Raw genomic sequence first — 18,416 nt, 5'->3', positions numbered from 1 at the left:
CCTCTTGCGGATGGGCTTGTGCTACTTTGAGAACTTGTCCACGTAGCCCACGATGAAGAGGAAGAGGATGATGGCTGGAAGTATCCAGCGCAGATACAGGCGAAGACCCTTGTGCATCTTGATGCCGGATCCTGCGTTTGTTTCCTCTTCAAACCCGTGCCAGCCCCAGCCGCAGCGCAAGGAACAGAAGAGCACAAGCAACGTCGCGCCAAAGGGCAGAAGGTTGTTCGAGAGCACAAAGTCTTCAAGGTCGAGCACGCTGGAACCGGGGCCAAAGGGCTGGAAGGAGGACCAGACGTTGAAGCCAAGCGCACAGGGCAGGGAGAGGAGCCAGAGGCAGATGCCGTTCACAACCGCGGACTTCTTTCTTGTGAAGCCAAAGATGTCCATGCAAAAGCTCACCAGATTCTCGAACACGCCTATGACGGTCGTGACTGCGGCGAAACTCAGGAAGACAAAGAAGAGGGTGCCCCAGAAGCTGCCCGCAGTCATGCTGGCAAAGATGTTGGGAAGCGACACAAAGACAAGGCCTGGGCCTGCCGCGGGTGCCACGTTGTAGGTGAAGCAGGCTGGAAAGATCACAAGGCCAGCCAGGATGGAGACAAGGAAGTTTAAGGAAGCAATGATGAGCGCCTCGCCAAAGAGGGAGCGCTCGCGCTTCAGGTAGCTTCCAAAGACCGTCATGGAACCAATGCCAACTGAGAGCGAGAAGAAGGCCTGGGTGAGGGCAGCGGAGACGATGGGGAGAAGGCCTGTTTCCCGCATCCTGTCGAGATTGGGCATGAGAAAGAAGCTCACACCCTCGCCTGCACCCTCAAGGGTCAGGCACTTGATCACAAGGGCTGTCAGGATGAGGAAAAGGCCTGCCATGAGGATCTTCACAATGCGCTCGACACCGGCCTGCAACCCAAGCCAGCACACCACAAAGCCAAAGCCCACGGAAAGCGTCATGCCGAGAATCATGGCTTTCGGCGAGGCCAGGGTTGCGGCAAAGAAGTCCTGCACGCCGGATGGGCTCATGCCGGAAAAGGTGCCTGTCGCCATGTGCCAGCAGTAGAGCAAAAGCCAGCCTGTGATCACCGTGTAGAACATGAGCAGAAGATAGCAGCCCACAAGGGAGATCCAGCCGAACTTGTGCCAGTGCGTGCCCTGTGGCTCAAGGACGCGAAAGGCGCCGCCAAGGTTTTTTTGCGAGGCCCTGCCTATGGCAAATTCCGCGACCATGATGGGGATGACGGCAAGCATGCACAAAAGGAAGATGATCACAAACCAGGCCCCGCCGTAGGCTCCGGTTATGTAGGGAAAACGCCAGACATTGCCAAGACCTATGGCGCATCCTGCCGCAACCAGTATGAAGCCCATGCGCGAGCCGAGACTTTCCCGTGCCACTACTTCTGTCCCCCTCGAAAAAAAGATGTCCCCCATATGTGGGGGACAAAGAGTCTAGCAAAGCTTTGTTCAGAATACAAGATATCAATGATATCGGCGTCTTGGCCCGGGAGCCTTCCTGCGCGCAGGGGAAGGAGCACGACCCTGGCTCCTGTTTTTGCCAAAACCCTTGCCTGACATCTTGTCTGATCCTTGCGGAGAACGGGTTGCGTGGCCCTGCATGAGGGCAGCCACCTCTTCCTGCGAGAGAGCCCGTGTCTCGCCCTCGGGAAGATTGCCAAGCCTGAGGCCTGCCTCTGCCACGCGCTTCAATTTGAGCACTGTCAGGCCGCAGTCGCGGCACATGCGGCGGATCTGGCGGTTCAGACCCTGCTTAAGCGTTATGGTGAGCAGGGTGTCCCTGCCAAGGTCCTCTGGTTCCACGCCCGCAGGAGCAGTGACGTCGCCCTCGGCAAGGGTCATGCCGCTGCGCATGCGGGAAAGGGTAGCGTCCGTGACCCTGCCTCGCACAAGGACTTTGTAGACCTTGTGCTGGGAATGACTCGGGTGCATGAGGCGCTGGGCAAGCTCGCCCATGTTGGTGAGAAGGATAAGCCCCTCGGAGTAGTAGTCGAGGCGGCCTACCGGAAAGAGGCGCAGGTGGCGGTATCTTTGCGGCACAAAGTCAAGGACAGTCCTGCGGCCCTGGGGATCGCTGGCAGTGGAGACCACCTCCACAGGCTTGTGCAGCATGAGAACGACCTTTTCCTCTTCCGATGAGAGTCTTTCGCCGTCCACGCGGACAGTGTCTGTGGCTTGTACGCGATCGCCTGCCTGGGCCGGGTGGCCGTTTATTGTGACACGTCCCTGGGCAATGAGCTCGTCCGCCTTTCTGCGCGAGCAAAGGCCCGTGCCTGCCAGGTATTTGTTCAGACGCACGCCATCCTGACTGGTTTCAGTCTCGTCCTGGGAGGGGCGGGTGGTGCGAAAGGAATGGCCTCTGTCCGCGCCCCGAGGAGACTGGCCCTTTGGGCGTCTTGTCCTGTCATCGGGGCCTGTGTGGCCCTGGCCGCGGGAGAAGTGCCGATGTGAGCCCTCGTGTCCGAAAGAGTATGATTTGTCTGGCTTGAATGGAGCCACGTTGTAGCCTCGTATGCTGTGGGATAGCCCCTTGGCCCTAGGCCAAGGGAAGAAGTAGGGTCTGCGGTATATCCGAAAAGCCCTGTAGCCGCAATACGGGGAAAATTGAACGTGCCTTTTGTCTTGTGATTACAGATGATTGTGTGGCGTGAAGGGCCTGGACTCTTTGTGGGCGGAGAGACGAAAAGTTGTCAGACACTCTGTCAGTGAAAGTACGGAGGATCAATACGCTAGACGGTTTGCAATGACAAGAATCCTGATTGCATTTTGTGTACGTGCACAAGCAATTTTCTGTATAAATTCATACTAACTCAATATGCTATTGCGATGGGTATGTTGTTCCCTTGTAGACAGAGTGTCTGTCTATGGAAAATATCAATAACAGGCCGTCTCGTAGGCATCAGGATACGGAGGAATTTGGTCGTGAAACAGACAAGGGGAGCCATTGGCAATCTGATCAATCGCTACAGGGCAGTACTGAAGAAATGCCATCTGCTCAACACCTTTGGCTCGCTGGCTCTTGCCGGCATGCTGGTGCTGGGAGGAGCGACGGTAAGCTTGGCAGCCAACGTGACAATCTATAGTCTCGATCAGGCAGCAACGGGTGTATACGCAGGAAACTATCAGGAAACTCTGACATTCGCCTCCCCAGAGTCCTTCCGCTTCTCCGCTGTTGCTACCGGTTTTGGTACGATTCATGTCAAGGAAGGTGTTACTGCCACAATTGCAAATCTCTGTACAGGATATGTGGGAGACGGAACCTTAGAAACTAAGGGGGGTGGTTTTTGGGGAAATGTACTCAATAATGATGATCATAAGACATTTACAATCACAGGAGGCGGAACACTTATAGCTGAACATGTCAGCATAAATACTGGACAAACAATATCTGTCTCTGGTAATCTCATGCTTGTTAATATATCTGATGGGATAATAAGTGAACTTGAGATTCAGAATGGAGGAAATCTAATTGTCAAAAGTGGTGGCTCTCTTGATGTGACAGGAGCAACTAAAGTAGAAATTACAAATAAAAATTTTAAAATAGAAGATGGTGGTACACTTAAAATAAGACCAGATTCACTATTTATTGTTAATGGAGATATAGGAAGCATTGAAGATAATTCTGGTATTATTGTAGCTGACAAAAGTAAACTTTATGTGACAAAAAATAATATTTCAACTGGAAATATTAATGTAAAACAAATTGAATTGAGTAATAATGGAACTATACAAGCAGATGATAGTATAGTAGTAGATAATTCAATAAAAAATGCAAACGGATCAATCATTGCTAAAAATATAAATGTTGGAAATAATGACATAAGCAAGGCTGACAATGCCCAGCTGACCTTGGATGCTGGAGATACCTTAACAGCCAACAACATAAATGCGACCCATGTTGCAGCCCAGACTCTGAAAGCCCAGGAAGCAACCGTCGACGGCGGTACTCTGAACCTGACCGGCGCCAATGAGTCAGCAAGCGAGGTCAAGAATCTCTCCCTGACCAACGGAACCAAGGCCAATATTCAGGGAACCCTGAATCTGGAAGGTACAGGCAGCATTCTCGCCGTGGGATCTGAGAGCGATACTGAGGGCGGCACCACCCTGGCGGCCCAGAAAGTCAATCTCAAGGGCGGCATGATTCTTGTCGATCCCGAGTGGGGCAAGGAATCCAGCAACGTGGCCGTCGAAAACCTTGGCGACCAGACACAAACCTCCGATGTACTGACTCTCAGCGGCAAGGTCGGCGTAGGCCAGAACTCCTACATGGCTATCGGCACCAAAGACGCAACGTGGCTGCGGGGCGTGGCCGGCGAATTGAGTAAAGATGGCACCCAGGCTGCTTTGGGTCTCTTCAAGCCCATCACCATTGAGAGTGGCAATGGCCTTGTCGTGAACGGCAAGCTGACGGGTGTCGCGACAGACACAGAGTTGTATAAAGCGGTGAACAGCGCCACCAACAAGGCTGTCTTCGCGAGCAATACCCTGCTGGTCGTCAACGGCCAGGCCCTCAATGACGACACGGCGGCCATTACCTTTGATGCGCCTGGCACAGTCGATGTCGAGACCGGCGCCAAACTGCTTGTTACGGGCGCCGTAGATGGTCAGAAATACATCATCGTCGCAAATGCAAGTGAACAAGGTTCAACACTTGCTGGCTGGAAGAAGTACACCACCACAGACATGCTCTCCTTGAGTGATGCCACATGGGAAGACGGCAGCAAGGTCGTCGTCACTGTCACCCGCAACGAGGCGAGCAAGGTCTTCCCTGGCCTGAGTGAAGAGCTTGTCGGCACTGTGAACGCTCTCTACGCCGGAACCCCGAACGTCTATTCCACAGACCAGGGCGTTCGCTTCCTTTCCCGCGCAACGGACAATGAGTTCCTTGGCTACGACAAGAGGGGCGCAGTCGAACAGATGGAGAGTGCCGCGCGCATCGCCTTTGCCGCTGCCGTGCCGCAGATGACGAAGATGGCCTCCGATGCCGCAACCAATGCGGTTGTCAATCGTCTGGGCCTTGCGAACCCAGAGAATGGCGCAAAGGCCATGAACGTGGATGGCAAGCTTGTGGACGACAAGGCCCTTGGCCTGGCCCTCTGGATAGCTCCCCTGTGGTCCAATCAGACAGGCTTTGGTATGGAAGCCGGCAACCTCGACTACGGCTACAGTGCCAACATTGGCGGCGTCTCCCTTGGTGCCGACTACACCTGGGCCAACAACATCCGTGCAGGTCTCATGTTCAATGTGGGCGGCGGCTTTGCGCAGAGCAGCGGAGATTTTGCCGACACCACTAATTCCATGACTTTTTGGGGAGTAGGGGCCTACGGCGGCTGGGAATACAACAACTTTGCAGTCATGGCCGATGTCTCCTACACATCCACTTGGAACTCCGTAAATCAGGACGTGGATTCCCGTATGAAGATGTCCGACCTTGAGGCAGACATCCAAGCTTCCGCAATCTCCGCCGGCCTGCGCTTCGAGTACAAACTCGAGACCCAGTATCTCGACCTCATCCCCCATGTGGGCGCCCGCTACATGAGCATCAATACCTGGGGCTACGACGTGGACAATAACGAGGGAACAGTTCTCGAAGGCGACGGCTTCCAGCAGAACATCTGGACCTTCCCGGTTGGCATCACCTTCAGCAAGGAAGTCGAGAGGAACAACGACTGGTACTTCAAGCCATCCGTTGACTTCACGGTCATTCCTGCCGCAGGCGACATAAAGGCAAAGCAGGACGTGCGCTTCGGAAATCTCCCCGTCACCGAGATGGAAACCCAGATGATGGACTACTTCACCTGGCAGGGCGGGGTCGGCCTTGAGTTCGGCAACGAGAACATGAGCGTTGGCGTGAACTATACCCTGCAGGCAGGCCAGAACAGCACTGGTCACGGCGTGTTCGGCATGTTCCGCTACGAGTTCTAGGCAAGATGAAGTCTGCCCTTTGAGCAGACACCCCCTCCAATACAATGGGCCCTGGCAGTACTTTCTGCGGTATTGTCGGGGCCCGGTTCTTTTGCGGAGATTCGCGCAAGGCACAGGCAGGGAAGGCTATTGAAAATTCACCTCGCGCGTCATGCACACAGTGTTTGTTGATAGAATTTGGCAACTTTTTGGCAAGCCGGTCTCTTGTCTTAGGCTATGAGACTTCATATACATAAACTCATACAAGGGCGGAAATCCTGCAGGTTCCATCCATGGTTTTCTGAAGACGTCTCCCGAAATATCTGTTTGGTATTTCGAGTGTTTAAGATTTTTATCCCTGGAGGAAAAACTGGTATGCCATTTGCAACGGATACTCACTATCAGGAAGGCACCCGCGTCAGCTTCATGAAAACAGGCCTCAAGATTACAGGTCTTGTGTTCTTTCCGCCCAATTTCGATGCCAACGCGATCTATCCGGCCATTGTCTTCACCCATCCCGATGGCGGAGTGAAGGAACAGGTGGCCTCGTTGTATTGCTGGAATCTGGCCCAGAAGGGCTATGTGACCCTGGCCTTTGATGCCTCCTATCAGGGCGAAAGCGAGGGCACCCCGCGCCATCTCGAGGATCCCACAGCCCGCGTGGACGACATCCGCGCTGACATAGACTATCTCACAACCCTGCCGTATGTGGACAATGAGCGCATCGGCGCCATGGGTGTCTGCGCTGGCGGCGGCTACACCATGAGCGCAGTGCAGACCGAGATGCGCATCAAGGCTGCGGCCGGCGTGTGCGCCTGGAATGTGGGCACATGGATCAGGGCTGGTCTGCCCTTCAAGGGCAAGAATGCTGCCATGGCAGACGCCCTGAAGGCAGCTGCTGCGGCCCGTACAGCCGAAGCCAATGGCGGAGAGCCCCAGTACGTGGGCTATGTGCCCAATTCTCCGGCAGAGTTCACGGACACAACACCAACCATCATGAAGGAAGCGTCCGACTACTACATGACGGAGCGCTGCAAATACCCCACGGCCGTGAACAAGATGGCAGTGCAGAGTCTGGACAGGCTTGCAGCCTTCGATGCCTTCCAGTTCCTGGACACGGTGTCTCCTCGTCCCATTTTGCTCATTGTGGGCAGCCTTGCGGACACCATCTTCTTTAGCCAAGAGGCCTACGACATCGCGAAGGAGCCCAAGGAGCTCTTTGTGGTCGAGGGTGCTACACACGTGGACCTCTACGACAAGCCCAAATACGTTGATCAGGCAGTTGCCAAGCTTGCAGAATTCTTCGGAAAATACCTCTAGCCCCATATCCTCAAATCCATTCTCGAAGAGCCCTCCAGCACCAGTTTTGTGTGCCGGAGGGCTTTTTGCCTTTAGCGCAAAAGTTTGATTCGGGCTTGCCATGCGCAAAAGCGTGTGCAAGACTTGTGGCAGGAAAGAAGTTCAGCCTGTGCGGTTGAAAGGGACAAGGGCGAAATGGTTCGCCAGGAATTCGTTTCAGGGAGAACAGCATGGAGGAAAGAGCAACCTTACGCATACAAGCCACATACAAGCCTGCCACGTGCGGGGATGTGCAGAACACTACAGGGCTGCTTAAGCAGGACTGCGATCAGTTTGAGATTCGGTTCAGGCAGACATGCATGAGAACCTTCATATGTCTTTTGGGAATAGCCTTCGTTGGCTTTGGGACACTGGCTGTTCTCCTTGCCATAGGCTTTGGCTGGCTCGATTTCTGAGAACCAGAGCTACCCGCAATCAGCCTTGAAGAGCTCGAAGGAAAGGGCAAAAGACATATGGGAGGAAACACATGAACAAAGGCGAATTGGACACGCCCCATGAAGAGCACAACCGCTCCATTGAGCGCAAAATCGAGGCAGGGGACTCTGCCTTGCAGCATGCCACAACAGAGAAGATGTGAAGCATTCCACTGTGCTGCTCAGGAAGGATTGTGAGCGCAGCTGAGGCTGCAGATCAGAAAGTCGGCCAACACGCTCATCAAATGGCAGATAGGCATTGGAATTGTGATTGTACTTTGTCTTGCCAAGGGCTTTGGCTGGCTCGGCTAATGTCCGCAAATGCCCGGGAATGCCAAAATGGAGGGCAAAATCATGGATATCTGGCTTGCATATACTCTTGGTGGCGCAGTTGCCGTTGTCATTGGCCTTTGGGCGGACTTTTTCCTGAGGTCATGAAACACATGACACTGGACTCTTTGCGTCCAGTGCCCAAACAATGCCCCCCCCGGTTAGAAGCGGTAGATGAAGCTCACGTTCACGTTCCAGCAGTCCTCGACGCTGTTGGCCCCGACCCTTTGGCCTGCAGCATTGCGGTATCCGCCCCAGACGTCTGATGACTGGTCCAGCCACATGGCAATGTAGTTGGCTTCCACAAGAAGGCGCAGGTTCTCGTAGATCTGATAGGTGGTCATCATGCCAATCTCCATGGCATAATCCTTTTCTGTCAGATAGATGCCATTGGGATTGGCGGAATAGAAGTCCGGAGTGTACCCGTTGCAGGTGGCACCCGGCACTTCAACACCTGCAGCACCGCTCTTGATGTGACGCGCCATCGCCGCATCGTTTGTGCCGTTGTAGATGTTCACGCGCAGGGTTGTCTTCAGTTTGTCAACGAAGCTTATGTCCTTCAGGCGCGCACCTATGCCCCATGTGCCGGCAAAGGTGTAGCCAAGGACAGCATCCCTGCCAATGGTCCAGGTGCCGAGCTGGCCGAATCCGGAAAAGCCGCTGGTGGACTCGTTGTTGTAGTCCAGAGAGGGCATGCGCTCGGAGCCGTTCCTGATATTGCCGTCATCGCCAGAGGAGTACCAGCCGTAGATGCCGGGAGTACCCCAGTCGAGCTTGTATTCCGCAAGGAGCGAGGCGTGCCATCCCCGCTTGTTCAGGCATTTCTCGCCAGTTTCGAAGGAGCCGTAGTTGAAGGTCCAGGCAAGGCGAAAAGGGTCTGCAGCTGTTACCTCGCCTGTTATGCCAGCCCAGAAGGCTGTGCCGAAGCTCAACGCATTGTCCCTGCCGTCGAGCATATAGGCAGCAGGGGAGAGGCCGCCACCATAGCCTGCATCGTAATACTTGCCGGAACCACTGCTCCTGAAGGCATTCTCGCCCACAAAGCCGACCATGGCCCAGGGCGTTATGCGTGCGCCATCGAAAGTCATGGGAAGGGTGAGGGCAAAGAGGTCCACGTTGTCCAGATAGTTGGCAGATCTCTCTTCTGCTCCGCCCCAGTTGTCGTTGAAGGGGCGCGCCCAGAAGGCCGTGAGGCCAAGAAGCTCGTTTACGGGCACATTCACGGAAACGCCTGCCACATCTGCGTCAAAAACCTGCGAGGCCTCCGAGGCATAGTCGGGAAGATGGATGCGCTGCAGCCCCATGCGGGTCTTGATCTTGGTTCCGGGAATGGCCCAGTCCATATAGGCACCCTTGACCTTCACGATTGCGCCGTCACCGCCAAGGGCGCCACCCTTGCTTGCCCGCCCCCAGGCAAAGGCACCTATCTCGAAATAGACTGAGCCCGACAGGTTTTCCGAGCCCACGGCGTCCAGTTGCAGGCGCACGCGTGTCTTGGCCTCGAACTCGTCTTCGCCCCAGCGGCCCCAGCCCGTGACGCCCTTGCCCTGACGGTCTCGGGATACAAAGTTTCCGCCATTGCCGTACTCAAGCATGGAGATCCAGACACCCCTGGCCCTGAAGTCGATGGCCTTGGTGGTGCCTGGAGCCAAAAGAAGGACTGCCGCAAAAAGGCATGCAACAAGAGTCCGCGCGCGGAACATGTGGCGCACAGGCATAGAGTCTTCTCCTCAAGGAGAGTTTTGTCCGCCCTTCTTGCGGACGTTGTTGGTATCAGGCCCTGCGGGCAGCAACGCAAAAGGCTGTGACTATTTCCCTGTCCTGCCCCATATAGCGTGCGGATTGTTTCTCCTCGCTTACCCTGATGTCCACTGCACCAAGCCTCTCAAGGGTTTGCACATCCCACTCGGGCCTGTCCTCGCGACTCAGGGGGAGGTTCCAGGCTATGGCCTCCATGCGCGAGGGGTCTACGCCCTGCATCATCTGCGGGGTGTGGGCAGTGTCGTCCAGACGCAGCTTTTCCTCTGCGTAGAGGGGGCTGAAGAGATAGCGGTAGTGGTTGCCGTCGAAGTTCACAAGCTCGGCCCCGCATTTCAGGACACGCAGCCACTCCGCGTAGCCTTGTGCCGGCTGTTCCATATTCCAGGTGAGGTTTCTTGAGACTATGAGGTCAAAGCTCTCGTCTGCAAAGGGCAGGTTTTGCGCATCCCCCTGGCGCAGCGTGAGGGAGACGTTGTAGCGCCTGGCATTTTCGGCAGCCCTTGCAAGCATGTCTTCGGCGTAGTCAAAGGCAGTGACCTCGTGTCCAAGGCGGGCAAGAAGCAATGAGAAAAAGCCGGGGCCTGCGCCTACGTCCAGGATGCGCATCCTCTTTTTGTCAAGGTGGGGGAGAAGGCGCTTGAGCCAGCTCTCTTCGCCTGCATCGAGATCCAGTGCCTCGAGATCCTTTCTTGTCTTGCAGGAATAGCCAAGGGCACGGCTGTTCCAGTAGCTGCGTATGCTCTCGAGAGCGGATATGCCGCTTGTCGCAGCATCAATATAGGCGTGTGCAGTGCTGTCCATCATCTCCCCCACCGGGACCTGTTCCAATCGCAAAGTGCAAGGTGCCGAAACAAACACACTTTCGCGCTCAGCGTTGCAATCACGCCCGGTCTGTGCTAGACAAAATCCGGTAACACGAAAATATCAATGCGTGCTACCAAGAAAGCTGATAGCGCTTTTTTGAAGCCCTGTCACGCAAAAAATTCGCCCGGAGAAGACCATGCAGATTTGGCAACCCTCGCGCCGGATATTCGCCCGCGCAGCAACACTTCTTCTTTTGCTGAGCATAGCCTTCATGTGCGCCGCATGTGAGGACACTTCCGAGAAGGCATCCAAAGCCCAAACCCCGTCCGCTTCGGGCATTGTCTACGCCAGCACCAAGGACATACGCGACATCAACCCCCACCTCTACGGAGGGGAGATGGCTGCCCAGGGCATGGTCTTCGAATCCCTGGTCATAAACACGAAGGAAGGGGTGAAACCATGGCTTGCGACGTCCTGGGACATATCCGAGGACGGCACAACCTACACCTTCCATTTGCGGGAAAATGTCTTCTTCACGGACGGAACAGCCTTTGACGCGGAGGCTGTGCGCCTCAATATCGAGGCTGTCCTTGCCAACAGGCTGCGCCACGCCTGGCTCGATCTGGTAAACGAGATAAGTTCCTGCGAGGTGGTGGACAAACACACCGTGCGCCTGACCCTGGCCCATCCCTACTACCCGACGCTTGTGGAGCTTGGGCTGGTACGTCCCTTCCGCTTCATCTCACCCAAATGCTTCAAGGAGGGCGGGACAGCCAAAGGTGTAACAGCCCTTGTGGGCACAGGCCCCTGGATCCTAAGAGAACACAAGAGAGGCGAATACGCACTCTTTGAAGCCAACACAAAGTACTGGGGTGAGAAGCCCGGGCTTGATTTTGTGCGCTGGAAGGTTGTGCCAGACCATCAGGCCATCATCCTCGGCCTGCAAAAGGGCGAGATAGATCTTGTCTTTGGGGCAGACGGGGACATGTTCAGCCTCGACAACTTCGAGGCTCTGAAGGCCATGGGAGGCCTTGCCACAGCCCAAAGCCAGCCCATTGCCTCACGGGCAATCCTTGTCAACGCCCATCAGCCCTTCACAGGGGAGCGTGCCGTGCGCGAGGCATTGCAGTACGCAGTGGACAGGCAGGCCATTGTGGACGGCCTTTTGAACGGCACAGAGACAAGGGCAGACACACTGCTCTCGCCAGAAGTTCGCTACTGCGACGTGCCCCTGGAAGTTCGCGCACACGATCCTGCAAGGGCAGCAAGCCTTCTCGACGAGGCAGGCTGGATCCTGGGCGAGGACGGTGTGCGTCAAAAAGGCGGTGAAAAGGCAGTGGTGCGCCTTGCCTACAACGCAAACAACGCCCAGGAAAAGAGCATTGGTGAATTTTTGCAGGCTGATCTCAAGAAGCTCGGCATAGAAGTCAGGCTTCTTGGCGAGGAAAAACAGGCTTTTTTGGACAGGCAAAAGTCCGGGGACTTCGAGCTGCAGTACTCGCTTTCCTGGGGAACGCCCTATGACCCGCAATCCTACGTCTCCTCCTGGCGCCTGCCTGCCCACGGGGACTATCAGGCGCAGGTTGGCATGGAGCGCAAGGAGTGGCTGGATGGGGAAATCACGCGCCTCATGACAGAGCAAAACGAGGAGGCCCGCAAGGCCCTCTATCGGGACATCCTCTCCTACGTGCACATGGAGTGCGTCTACATTCCCATCTCCTATTCGCGCACAAGGGCAGTCTTTGTGAAGGAATTGCAAAACGTCTCCTTCGGGCTTTCGCAGTACGAAATCCCCTTCGAGAAGATGCGCCTTGGGGCGAAGTAGCCTGCCCGTATCCGGAAAAAACTCATGTTTGGTCTTGTCCTGCGACGCCTTGCGGCCCTTGTGCCCCTTTGCCTTGCCATCTCCTTTCTGGCCTTTTGCCTGACCTCTTTGAGCCCCTCGGACCCGGCAGAGGTGGCATTGCGCGTAAACGACATTACACCCACGCCAGAGGTGATCGAGGCAACGCGCCACGAGCTTGGCCTGGACAGACCCTTTTTCGAACGCTATCTCGTGTGGCTCAAGGGAGCTTTGCAGGGGGACCTTGGCAAGAGCTTTGTGACGCACTTGCCAGTGGCAGAGGAGATGGCAAAGGCCCTCTTGCCCTCCCTTGCCCTGGCTTTCTCCGCAGTCCTTGTGGTCCTTTGTGTGGGGATTCCCTGCGCCATACTGTGCTTTGTGACAGAAGGGCGCTTGCCGGACGCAGTTGCGCGCGCCCTGGTCTTTCTGGCCTCTGCCACACCTACCTTCTGGGCAGGGCTGCTCTTCATCTGGCTTTTTTCCGTGCACTTGAACCTCTTGCCCACAGGAGGCCTTGAAGGGCCAGCCTCCTTCATCCTGCCAGTCTTGACCCTTGCGCTTCCCTCCCTTGCCACCTACACGCGCCTTTTGCGCGCAAGCATGCTTGCCACAGGTCAGCAGGACTTTGTGCTCTATCTCAAGGCCCAGGGAAGGCACCCCCTTGCAATCCTTTGCAGGATAGTTCGCAATTCCCTGAACTCTACCCTGGCAGCCCTTGGCATGACATTGCCAAAGCTTCTCGCGGGTACCTTTGTGGTCGAGTGCGTCTTTGCCTGGCCTGGTCTTGGAAGACTGTGCGTCACAGCCATCTTCAACCGCGACTTTCCTCTCATCCAGGCCTACGTCGTCTTCATGGGCCTCTTCTTTGTGCTCTTCAATCTTGTGATGGACATCGTGGGAACATATGTTGACCCAAGAAAGCGCAAGGGAGGCCAGCCATAATGAGACGCCTGGGCCTTGCCTGGCAGATCCTCTGCCACAAACGATTGGGGCTTTTTGCGCTTGCCTTTCTTGTTCTCGTGCTTTTGGCAGGCCTTCTTGCACCCCTCATAGCCCCGCACGATCCCATGATGGTGGATATGAAAAACAGGCTTGCCCCCTGTTCCTTCGAGCATCTTCTGGGTACGGATCATCTGGGACGGGACCTTTTCTCTCGCCTTTTGTATGGTGCCAGAACCAGTATGGGGATGGCGCTTTCGGTCATGCTGGTCACGGTGGGCGTAGGCTCCCTTCTGGGCCTTGTGGCAGGGGCCTTTCGGGGCATCTTTGACACCATTCTCATGCGTGTGACAGACGTTTTCATGTCCTTTCCCTCGGAGGTCCTTGTGCTTGCCCTTGTGGGCATGGCTGGTCCAGGCATGGAAAACGCCTTCTTGGCTTGTGTCCTTGCGCGCTGGCCCTGGTACGCACGCATGGCGCGCTCCTTCACCCTGAACATCCGCGACAGGAACTACGTCTCCTACGCACGCGTGGCAGGCTTTTCCAAAACCCACATCCTCTTTCGCCACATTGTGCCCAATACGTTGGGCGAGCTTTGCGTGCTCGCCACCCTGGACTGCGCCTCTGTGCTGCTCATGATCTCGGCACTCTCCTTCCTGGGCCTTGGCGTGCAGCCGCCAACACCCGAATGGGGCACAATGCTTGGAGAGGCGCGCAACGTCATGATCCTGCACCCCTGGCAGATGCTGCCGCCAGGCCTTGCCATCCTGACAGTAGTCGCTTCCTTCAACTTCTTGGGCGATGCCCTGCGCGACGCCTTCGATCCCTATGGCAAACCCGGAGGCAGGGTATGACACGCGCGTGCGACAATATGGTACATGAATCGGATGCGCCATTGCTTTGCGCGCGCACTGTCAGCGTGCGCGAGAGCCTTTCCTCCCGCGTCCTTGTGGATGGGGTGGACCTTGAGCTTCGGGCAGGGGCCTCTCTTGGCATAGTGGGGGAATCTGGCTCAGGCAAGACACTGCTTTGCCGCGCCCTTTTGGGACTTGTGCCCAGGGGCCTCGAGGCAAGGGGCACAGTCCTATTCGAGGGCAGGGACGTTCTTGCCATGGCAGAGCGCGAGCGGCGTATTTTGCGCGGTGTGGGCATGAGCCTTGTGGCACAGCAGGCCATGACAGCCCTTGATCCGCTTGAAAAGGTGGGCTCGCAGCTGGCAAGTCTTTTTCGCGACAGGCTTCACCTGGGAAGGAGTGAGGCAAGGGAGCTTGTCCTGGACTCTCTTTTGAAGGTTGGCCTGGATGAGCGTGTTGCAAATAGCTACCCGCACGAGCTTTCCGGGGGCATGCTTCAGCGCTGCATGATAGCTATCTCTCTTGGCCTTGAATCGCGCCTTGTTGTTGCGGACGAGCCCACCACTGCCCTGGACGCCCAAAGCCAGTACGAGGTCTTGCTGGCCCTGAAAAAACTTGTCCAGGAGAGGGGCACGGCACTCATTTTGGTGTCCCACGACCTTGGGGCAGTGCAGATGATGGCGGACACTGTGCTTGTCTTGCAGGGCGGACGCTGTGTGGAATACGGCAGTGCCCAAACCGTCTTCAACGCGCCGGAGCACGAGTACACACGCTACCTTGTGCGCACGCGCAAGGCCCTTTCGGTGAACTTCGGGAGAAAGCCATGAGTTACGACGCGCTTCTCATCGCCCGCAACCTCAAAAAAGCCTACAAGAGGGGGTGGCGCAAAAGGATATCTGTCCTGCAGGAGGTCTCACTGTCCCTTGAGCGCGGGGGTGTGACAGGGCTTCTTGGCGCAAGCGGCAGCGGCAAGAGCACGCTTGCAAGGCTGCTCCTTGGCCTTGAAAGGCCGGATGCAGGCGAGATAGTGGTGGAAGGGCAGGATCTTTTTGCCTGGCGTGCAGCCAATCGTGGCCGCATGGCCGTGGTCTTCCAGGACTACGTGACCTCCGTGAATCCGGCCTTCACGGTAGAGGAATGCATAGCCGAGGGCTTTTGGGCCAGGGGCTCAAAGCAGGCCCCTGGCGGATCGAACATGACAACCCTGCTGGACAGGGTAGGCCTTGCAGGCTCGTTGCGCGAGAGGCGCTGTCTTGAGCTTTCCGGAGGACAGATACAGCGCGTGTGCCTTGCAAGGGCCCTGGCTGCAAGGCCGGATATCCTTGTCCTTGACGAGGCCTTAAGTTCCCTGGACGTCTCTTTGCAGGCCGGGATGGCAGAGCTTTTGCGCTCTGAGACCTTTGATATGGCCTGCCTTTTCATCACCCACGACATACAGCTGGCCTCCAGGGTTTGCGAAAAAATCCTTGTGCTCGACGGGGGCAGGATCACGGACGATATCGCGACAAAGGCTCTCTTCAAGGACAGGGAAAGTCTCTCCCCCAGGCTCAAGCAGCTTTTGCAGAGCACCATAGTCTTTCGCTCAAACTTCGAGGATGGGGAGGAGAGTGGGGTGGCGGACAATCAGAAGGCGCGTACGTAGGTGTCCGTGAAGTAGACAAAGCCGTTGCGGCCCTCCCTCTTCACCATGTAGAGAGCAGTGTCCGCGAGACGGAAGAGTTCCAGAACGCTGTTGCATGTGCCTTCGGCAACAGCTCCGCCAATGCTCAGCTGTATGGGCAGGCTCATGCCGTCCATCTCAAAGCTCTCGAGAGTCGTGCGCAGTTTGTGCAGACGCTCTGTCACAGCCTCCATGGAGCGAAAGTTCTTCAAAAAGAGCAAAAACTCGTCTCCGCCCCAGCGTCCCACAACGTCTTCCTTGCGGAAGGTCGCCTTCAGGGTCCTGGCAATGAAGGAGAGGACCTTGTCGCCTGTTTCGTGACCGTAGTTGTCGTTGAAGTGCTTGAAGTAGTCGATGTCCAGGATGAGGAGCAGGCTGCTTTCTCCTTCCGGCTGCACGTGCAGGTAGTGGGCAATGTCGTTTTCCGCTGCCTGGCGGTTGGCGATGCCGGTCAGGGGATCCAGACGACTTTGCTGCATGAGCTGCCTGCTGTGTTCCCGTATTTCCTGCAGATGGGTAATGTCCAGGACATAGGCGAAGAGAAATTCCCTGTCGCTGCCACAAGGGGATCCGCATGGGGCTGGAAGCAGGCTGATGACATTGGCCACATCATGCCTGTCATCGTCGATTTGCAGCGTGAAATGCGCGCAGTAAAAGCCCCTGTTCCTGCGCAGCAGGGGCACAAGGTTTTCCGGCTCGAAAAAGCGCAGGTATTCCTCGCGCTGCTCCGGCACGAGCAGGTTGTTGGCAAACCACTCTATCTGTTTTCTGAATGATACCGTATCCTGCATGTTCCCATCTGTATGGGGAGGGCGCACACATCTGTCGTTCTCGAGATCCGCCACCAGGAAATTGGTGAACATGTCGTTGTCACCCATTTGCATGCCCTGCTGGTACGGCAGGATCTGCGGGGAACTGCCCGCTGGCAGGTCGGCAGCCTGCGGGTTGTTGGGATAGCAGGTGAGGACGATTTCGTCTCTTGCCTCCGAGATATAGAAGAAGTTGGCCTCCACCCAGACTATCTGGCCGTTGGCAGAAAATCTGCGAAAGAGCACGCGCTGCTGACTGCGCTCAAGAGCCTCACGCATGGCGTCAATGGTCAGCGAATGTAGAAAGTGCCTGCGATCCGAAGGATAGATGCGCTGTTCGCTGGCCGCGATGAGCTCCTCGTGGTAGTTGCCCTCCTTGGGAAAGATCTCGTAGTCCTGCGAGCTGTGGCAACTGGTGAACCGGCCGGTTTGGCAGTCGATGAGCAGGGCGAATTCGTAGTCGTGGGCTACAATGGCTTTGAGAATGCTGTTTTGGGAAGTACTCATGGCTCCTCTTGCAGCAGGCATATGGGGCGAAACAAAAACGCGGGGCCGGTAGTCCGACCATGGTGGAGCATATGCAAGATCCTGTGTTTTTGTGAAAAGGGTCTGCATATACCCTGTTCGTCCCCTGTATTCCGGGAAGCGAAGTCTTGAATGGACTGCCAAACGGGGGCTTGGGCGGAAAAGTGGTTGCTGTTCCCGGGGCAGGGAGAACAGGGTATGGTTCCCGAATGCAAGCACTGTGCCGTGCGCGATTCGGGAGGCAGCTTTCTACACTCACACGAAAGGTATTGCAATACCTTGAGAAGTGGTTTTGTGAAAAAATGTGCCTGTCATTTGTGAGATTTGCGTCACAAATGGCAGGCGTGGAAGTCCGGAAAGGGAATGCGCTAGAGAGAGGCCTTTGCTTGAGGCTTTCGGATGCCCTGAAAGAAAGGGAGCCGAGTCAGCCTCAGTTCTGTTTTTCTACAGAAGTGTAGTAGCCGGGAAGCGTCTGGAGCTGATTAAGAAAGACTTCCAGGGAAGCGCTCGCGTTGGCCATGTTGAGCAGAGTGATTTGTTCTTCATCGTCGGGCGTCTTTTCAATATAGGCAGTCACAGGTTGGGGCAAAAGACCAAATTTGCTTCTAAGGAATTTTAGCAGAAGCTTCTGCTGTCCTTGCTGCAGTCCTTCCTGTAGTCCCTCCTTTCGTCCTTCCTGTAATCCTTCCTGCCGTCCCTGTGAAATGTACTTTTCTTTCCACGTCACAATATTTTCTTCCAGCATGGCATGCATCTCCTCAATAGTTTTAACTTTGGGAATATCTTCGATTCCTGCTTTCCTCAAATGGTAGTAAATCAAATCAAGGAATAGTTCTTGCAATGGTAAGGCAAAATCCCTCGGGAGAAGCGGTTTCATCTCTCTGACAATGACTTTGATAATATCAGGGTCGTCGGTCCGTTCCAGCCGGATCAATATCCCTACCAGTCCTTTCTTCTCCTGAAGTTGCTGTTGGGGAACAAAGTTTTTATCCAAAAGAAAATAGTTCAGGTGCGGACAATAGAACTCACTGTGCGGAGACATGGGGCCGTACATGGGGGTCACACCGAGGGGTGTTTTCCATGGATCCGTTCCATTGTATTTGACATCCTCCCCCGCCTAAAGGCGGAGGATTCCCAGCGGAAACAAGCTAGCTTGATCCCTGGGCGGGTTCCGCTTCAACGAGGCAAGGAGCCTCTCCACAGGCT

At 55.7% G+C, this 18,416-nt stretch carries 14 protein-coding genes; 8 read left to right on the top strand and 6 right to left on the bottom strand.

Annotated features, from left to right (window positions below; translation table 11 throughout):
- Nucleotides 1–21: 21 nt before the first annotated feature.
- Nucleotides 22–1,389, bottom strand: a complete 1,368-nt coding sequence (locus B5F76_RS08805) for a sodium-dependent transporter (protein WP_239407009.1) — start codon at nt 1,387–1,389, stop codon at nt 22–24.
- Nucleotides 1,390–1,473: 84 nt separating this feature from the next.
- Nucleotides 1,474–2,508 (bottom strand): pseudouridine synthase, encoded by a 1,035-nt coding sequence (locus B5F76_RS08800; RefSeq protein ID WP_239407008.1) that lies wholly within the window; start codon nt 2,506–2,508, stop codon nt 1,474–1,476.
- 1,350 nt (nt 2,509–3,858) lie between these two features.
- On the opposite strand from B5F76_RS08800, the gene B5F76_RS08795 reads away from it, so the two are divergent.
- From B5F76_RS08795 to B5F76_RS08785, 3 genes are all read left to right on the top strand, one after another.
- A complete protein-coding gene (locus B5F76_RS08795; RefSeq protein WP_087353393.1) occupies nt 3,859–5,934 on the top strand; it encodes an autotransporter family protein in 2,076 nt (691 codons plus the stop codon).
- Nucleotides 5,935–6,288: 354 nt separating this feature from the next.
- Nucleotides 6,289–7,233 (top strand): alpha/beta hydrolase, encoded by a 945-nt coding sequence (locus B5F76_RS08790; RefSeq protein ID WP_087353391.1) that lies wholly within the window; start codon nt 6,289–6,291, stop codon nt 7,231–7,233.
- Between the two features lie 209 nt (nt 7,234–7,442).
- Nucleotides 7,443–7,667 (top strand): hypothetical protein, encoded by a 225-nt coding sequence (locus B5F76_RS08785; RefSeq protein ID WP_087353389.1) that lies wholly within the window; start codon nt 7,443–7,445, stop codon nt 7,665–7,667.
- Between the two features lie 509 nt (nt 7,668–8,176).
- On the opposite strand, the gene B5F76_RS08780 is transcribed toward B5F76_RS08785, so the two are convergent.
- Nucleotides 8,177–9,733, bottom strand: coding sequence for an outer membrane homotrimeric porin (locus tag B5F76_RS08780; RefSeq protein WP_239407007.1), 1,557 nt, complete (start codon nt 9,731–9,733; stop codon nt 8,177–8,179).
- A gap of 55 nt (nt 9,734–9,788) precedes the next feature.
- On the bottom strand, nt 9,789–10,580 hold the full coding sequence (locus B5F76_RS08775; protein WP_239407006.1) for a class I SAM-dependent methyltransferase: 792 nt from the start codon (nt 10,578–10,580) through the stop codon (nt 9,789–9,791).
- Between the two features lie 196 nt (nt 10,581–10,776).
- Between B5F76_RS08775 and nikA the strand changes: the two genes are divergently transcribed.
- Genes nikA through B5F76_RS08750 form a run of 5 tightly spaced genes read left to right on the top strand, consistent with a single transcriptional unit; the run spans nt 10,777 to nt 15,858 of the window.
- Nucleotides 10,777–12,405 (top strand): nickel ABC transporter substrate-binding protein, encoded by a 1,629-nt coding sequence (gene nikA, locus B5F76_RS08770; protein WP_239407005.1) that lies wholly within the window; start codon nt 10,777–10,779, stop codon nt 12,403–12,405.
- A 24-nt stretch (nt 12,406–12,429) separates the two neighbouring features.
- Complete coding sequence (opp1B, locus tag B5F76_RS08765; RefSeq protein WP_087353387.1) at nt 12,430–13,365, top strand: nickel/cobalt ABC transporter permease; 936 nt, start codon at nt 12,430–12,432, stop codon at nt 13,363–13,365.
- On the top strand, nt 13,365–14,216 hold the full coding sequence (gene opp1C / locus B5F76_RS08760; RefSeq protein ID WP_087353385.1) for a nickel/cobalt ABC transporter permease: 852 nt from the start codon (nt 13,365–13,367) through the stop codon (nt 14,214–14,216). Before opp1B ends, opp1C begins: the two co-directional genes overlap by 1 nt.
- Entirely contained in the window at nt 14,213–15,043 is an 831-nt protein-coding gene (locus B5F76_RS08755; protein WP_204218359.1) for an ABC transporter ATP-binding protein, read from the top strand. The genes opp1C and B5F76_RS08755 overlap by 4 nt, the downstream gene beginning before the upstream one ends.
- A complete protein-coding gene (locus tag B5F76_RS08750) occupies nt 15,040–15,858 on the top strand; it encodes an ABC transporter ATP-binding protein (protein ID WP_087353383.1) in 819 nt (272 codons plus the stop codon). Before B5F76_RS08755 ends, B5F76_RS08750 begins: the two co-directional genes overlap by 4 nt.
- Here B5F76_RS08750 and B5F76_RS08745 read toward each other — a convergent pair.
- Both B5F76_RS08745 and B5F76_RS08740 read right to left on the bottom strand, forming a co-directional pair.
- Nucleotides 15,840–17,192 (bottom strand): GGDEF domain-containing protein, encoded by a 1,353-nt coding sequence (locus tag B5F76_RS08745; RefSeq protein ID WP_162608778.1) that lies wholly within the window; start codon nt 17,190–17,192, stop codon nt 15,840–15,842. The genes B5F76_RS08750 and B5F76_RS08745 overlap by 19 nt on opposite strands.
- 448 nt (nt 17,193–17,640) lie before the next feature.
- Nucleotides 17,641–18,273 carry a hypothetical protein gene (locus tag B5F76_RS08740; RefSeq protein WP_144268437.1) on the bottom strand — a complete coding sequence of 211 codons (633 nt, stop codon included), beginning with the start codon at nt 18,271–18,273 and terminating at the stop codon, nt 17,641–17,643.
- Between the last annotated feature and the right edge of the window lie 143 nt (nt 18,274–18,416).

The sequence above is a fragment of the Desulfovibrio sp. An276 genome, assembly GCF_002159665.1.
Classification (GTDB): domain Bacteria; phylum Desulfobacterota; class Desulfovibrionia; order Desulfovibrionales; family Desulfovibrionaceae; genus Desulfovibrio; species Desulfovibrio faecigallinarum.
The sequence above is the reverse complement of the archived record's forward strand: the minus strand, read 5'-3'. Positions and strand labels throughout refer to the sequence as shown.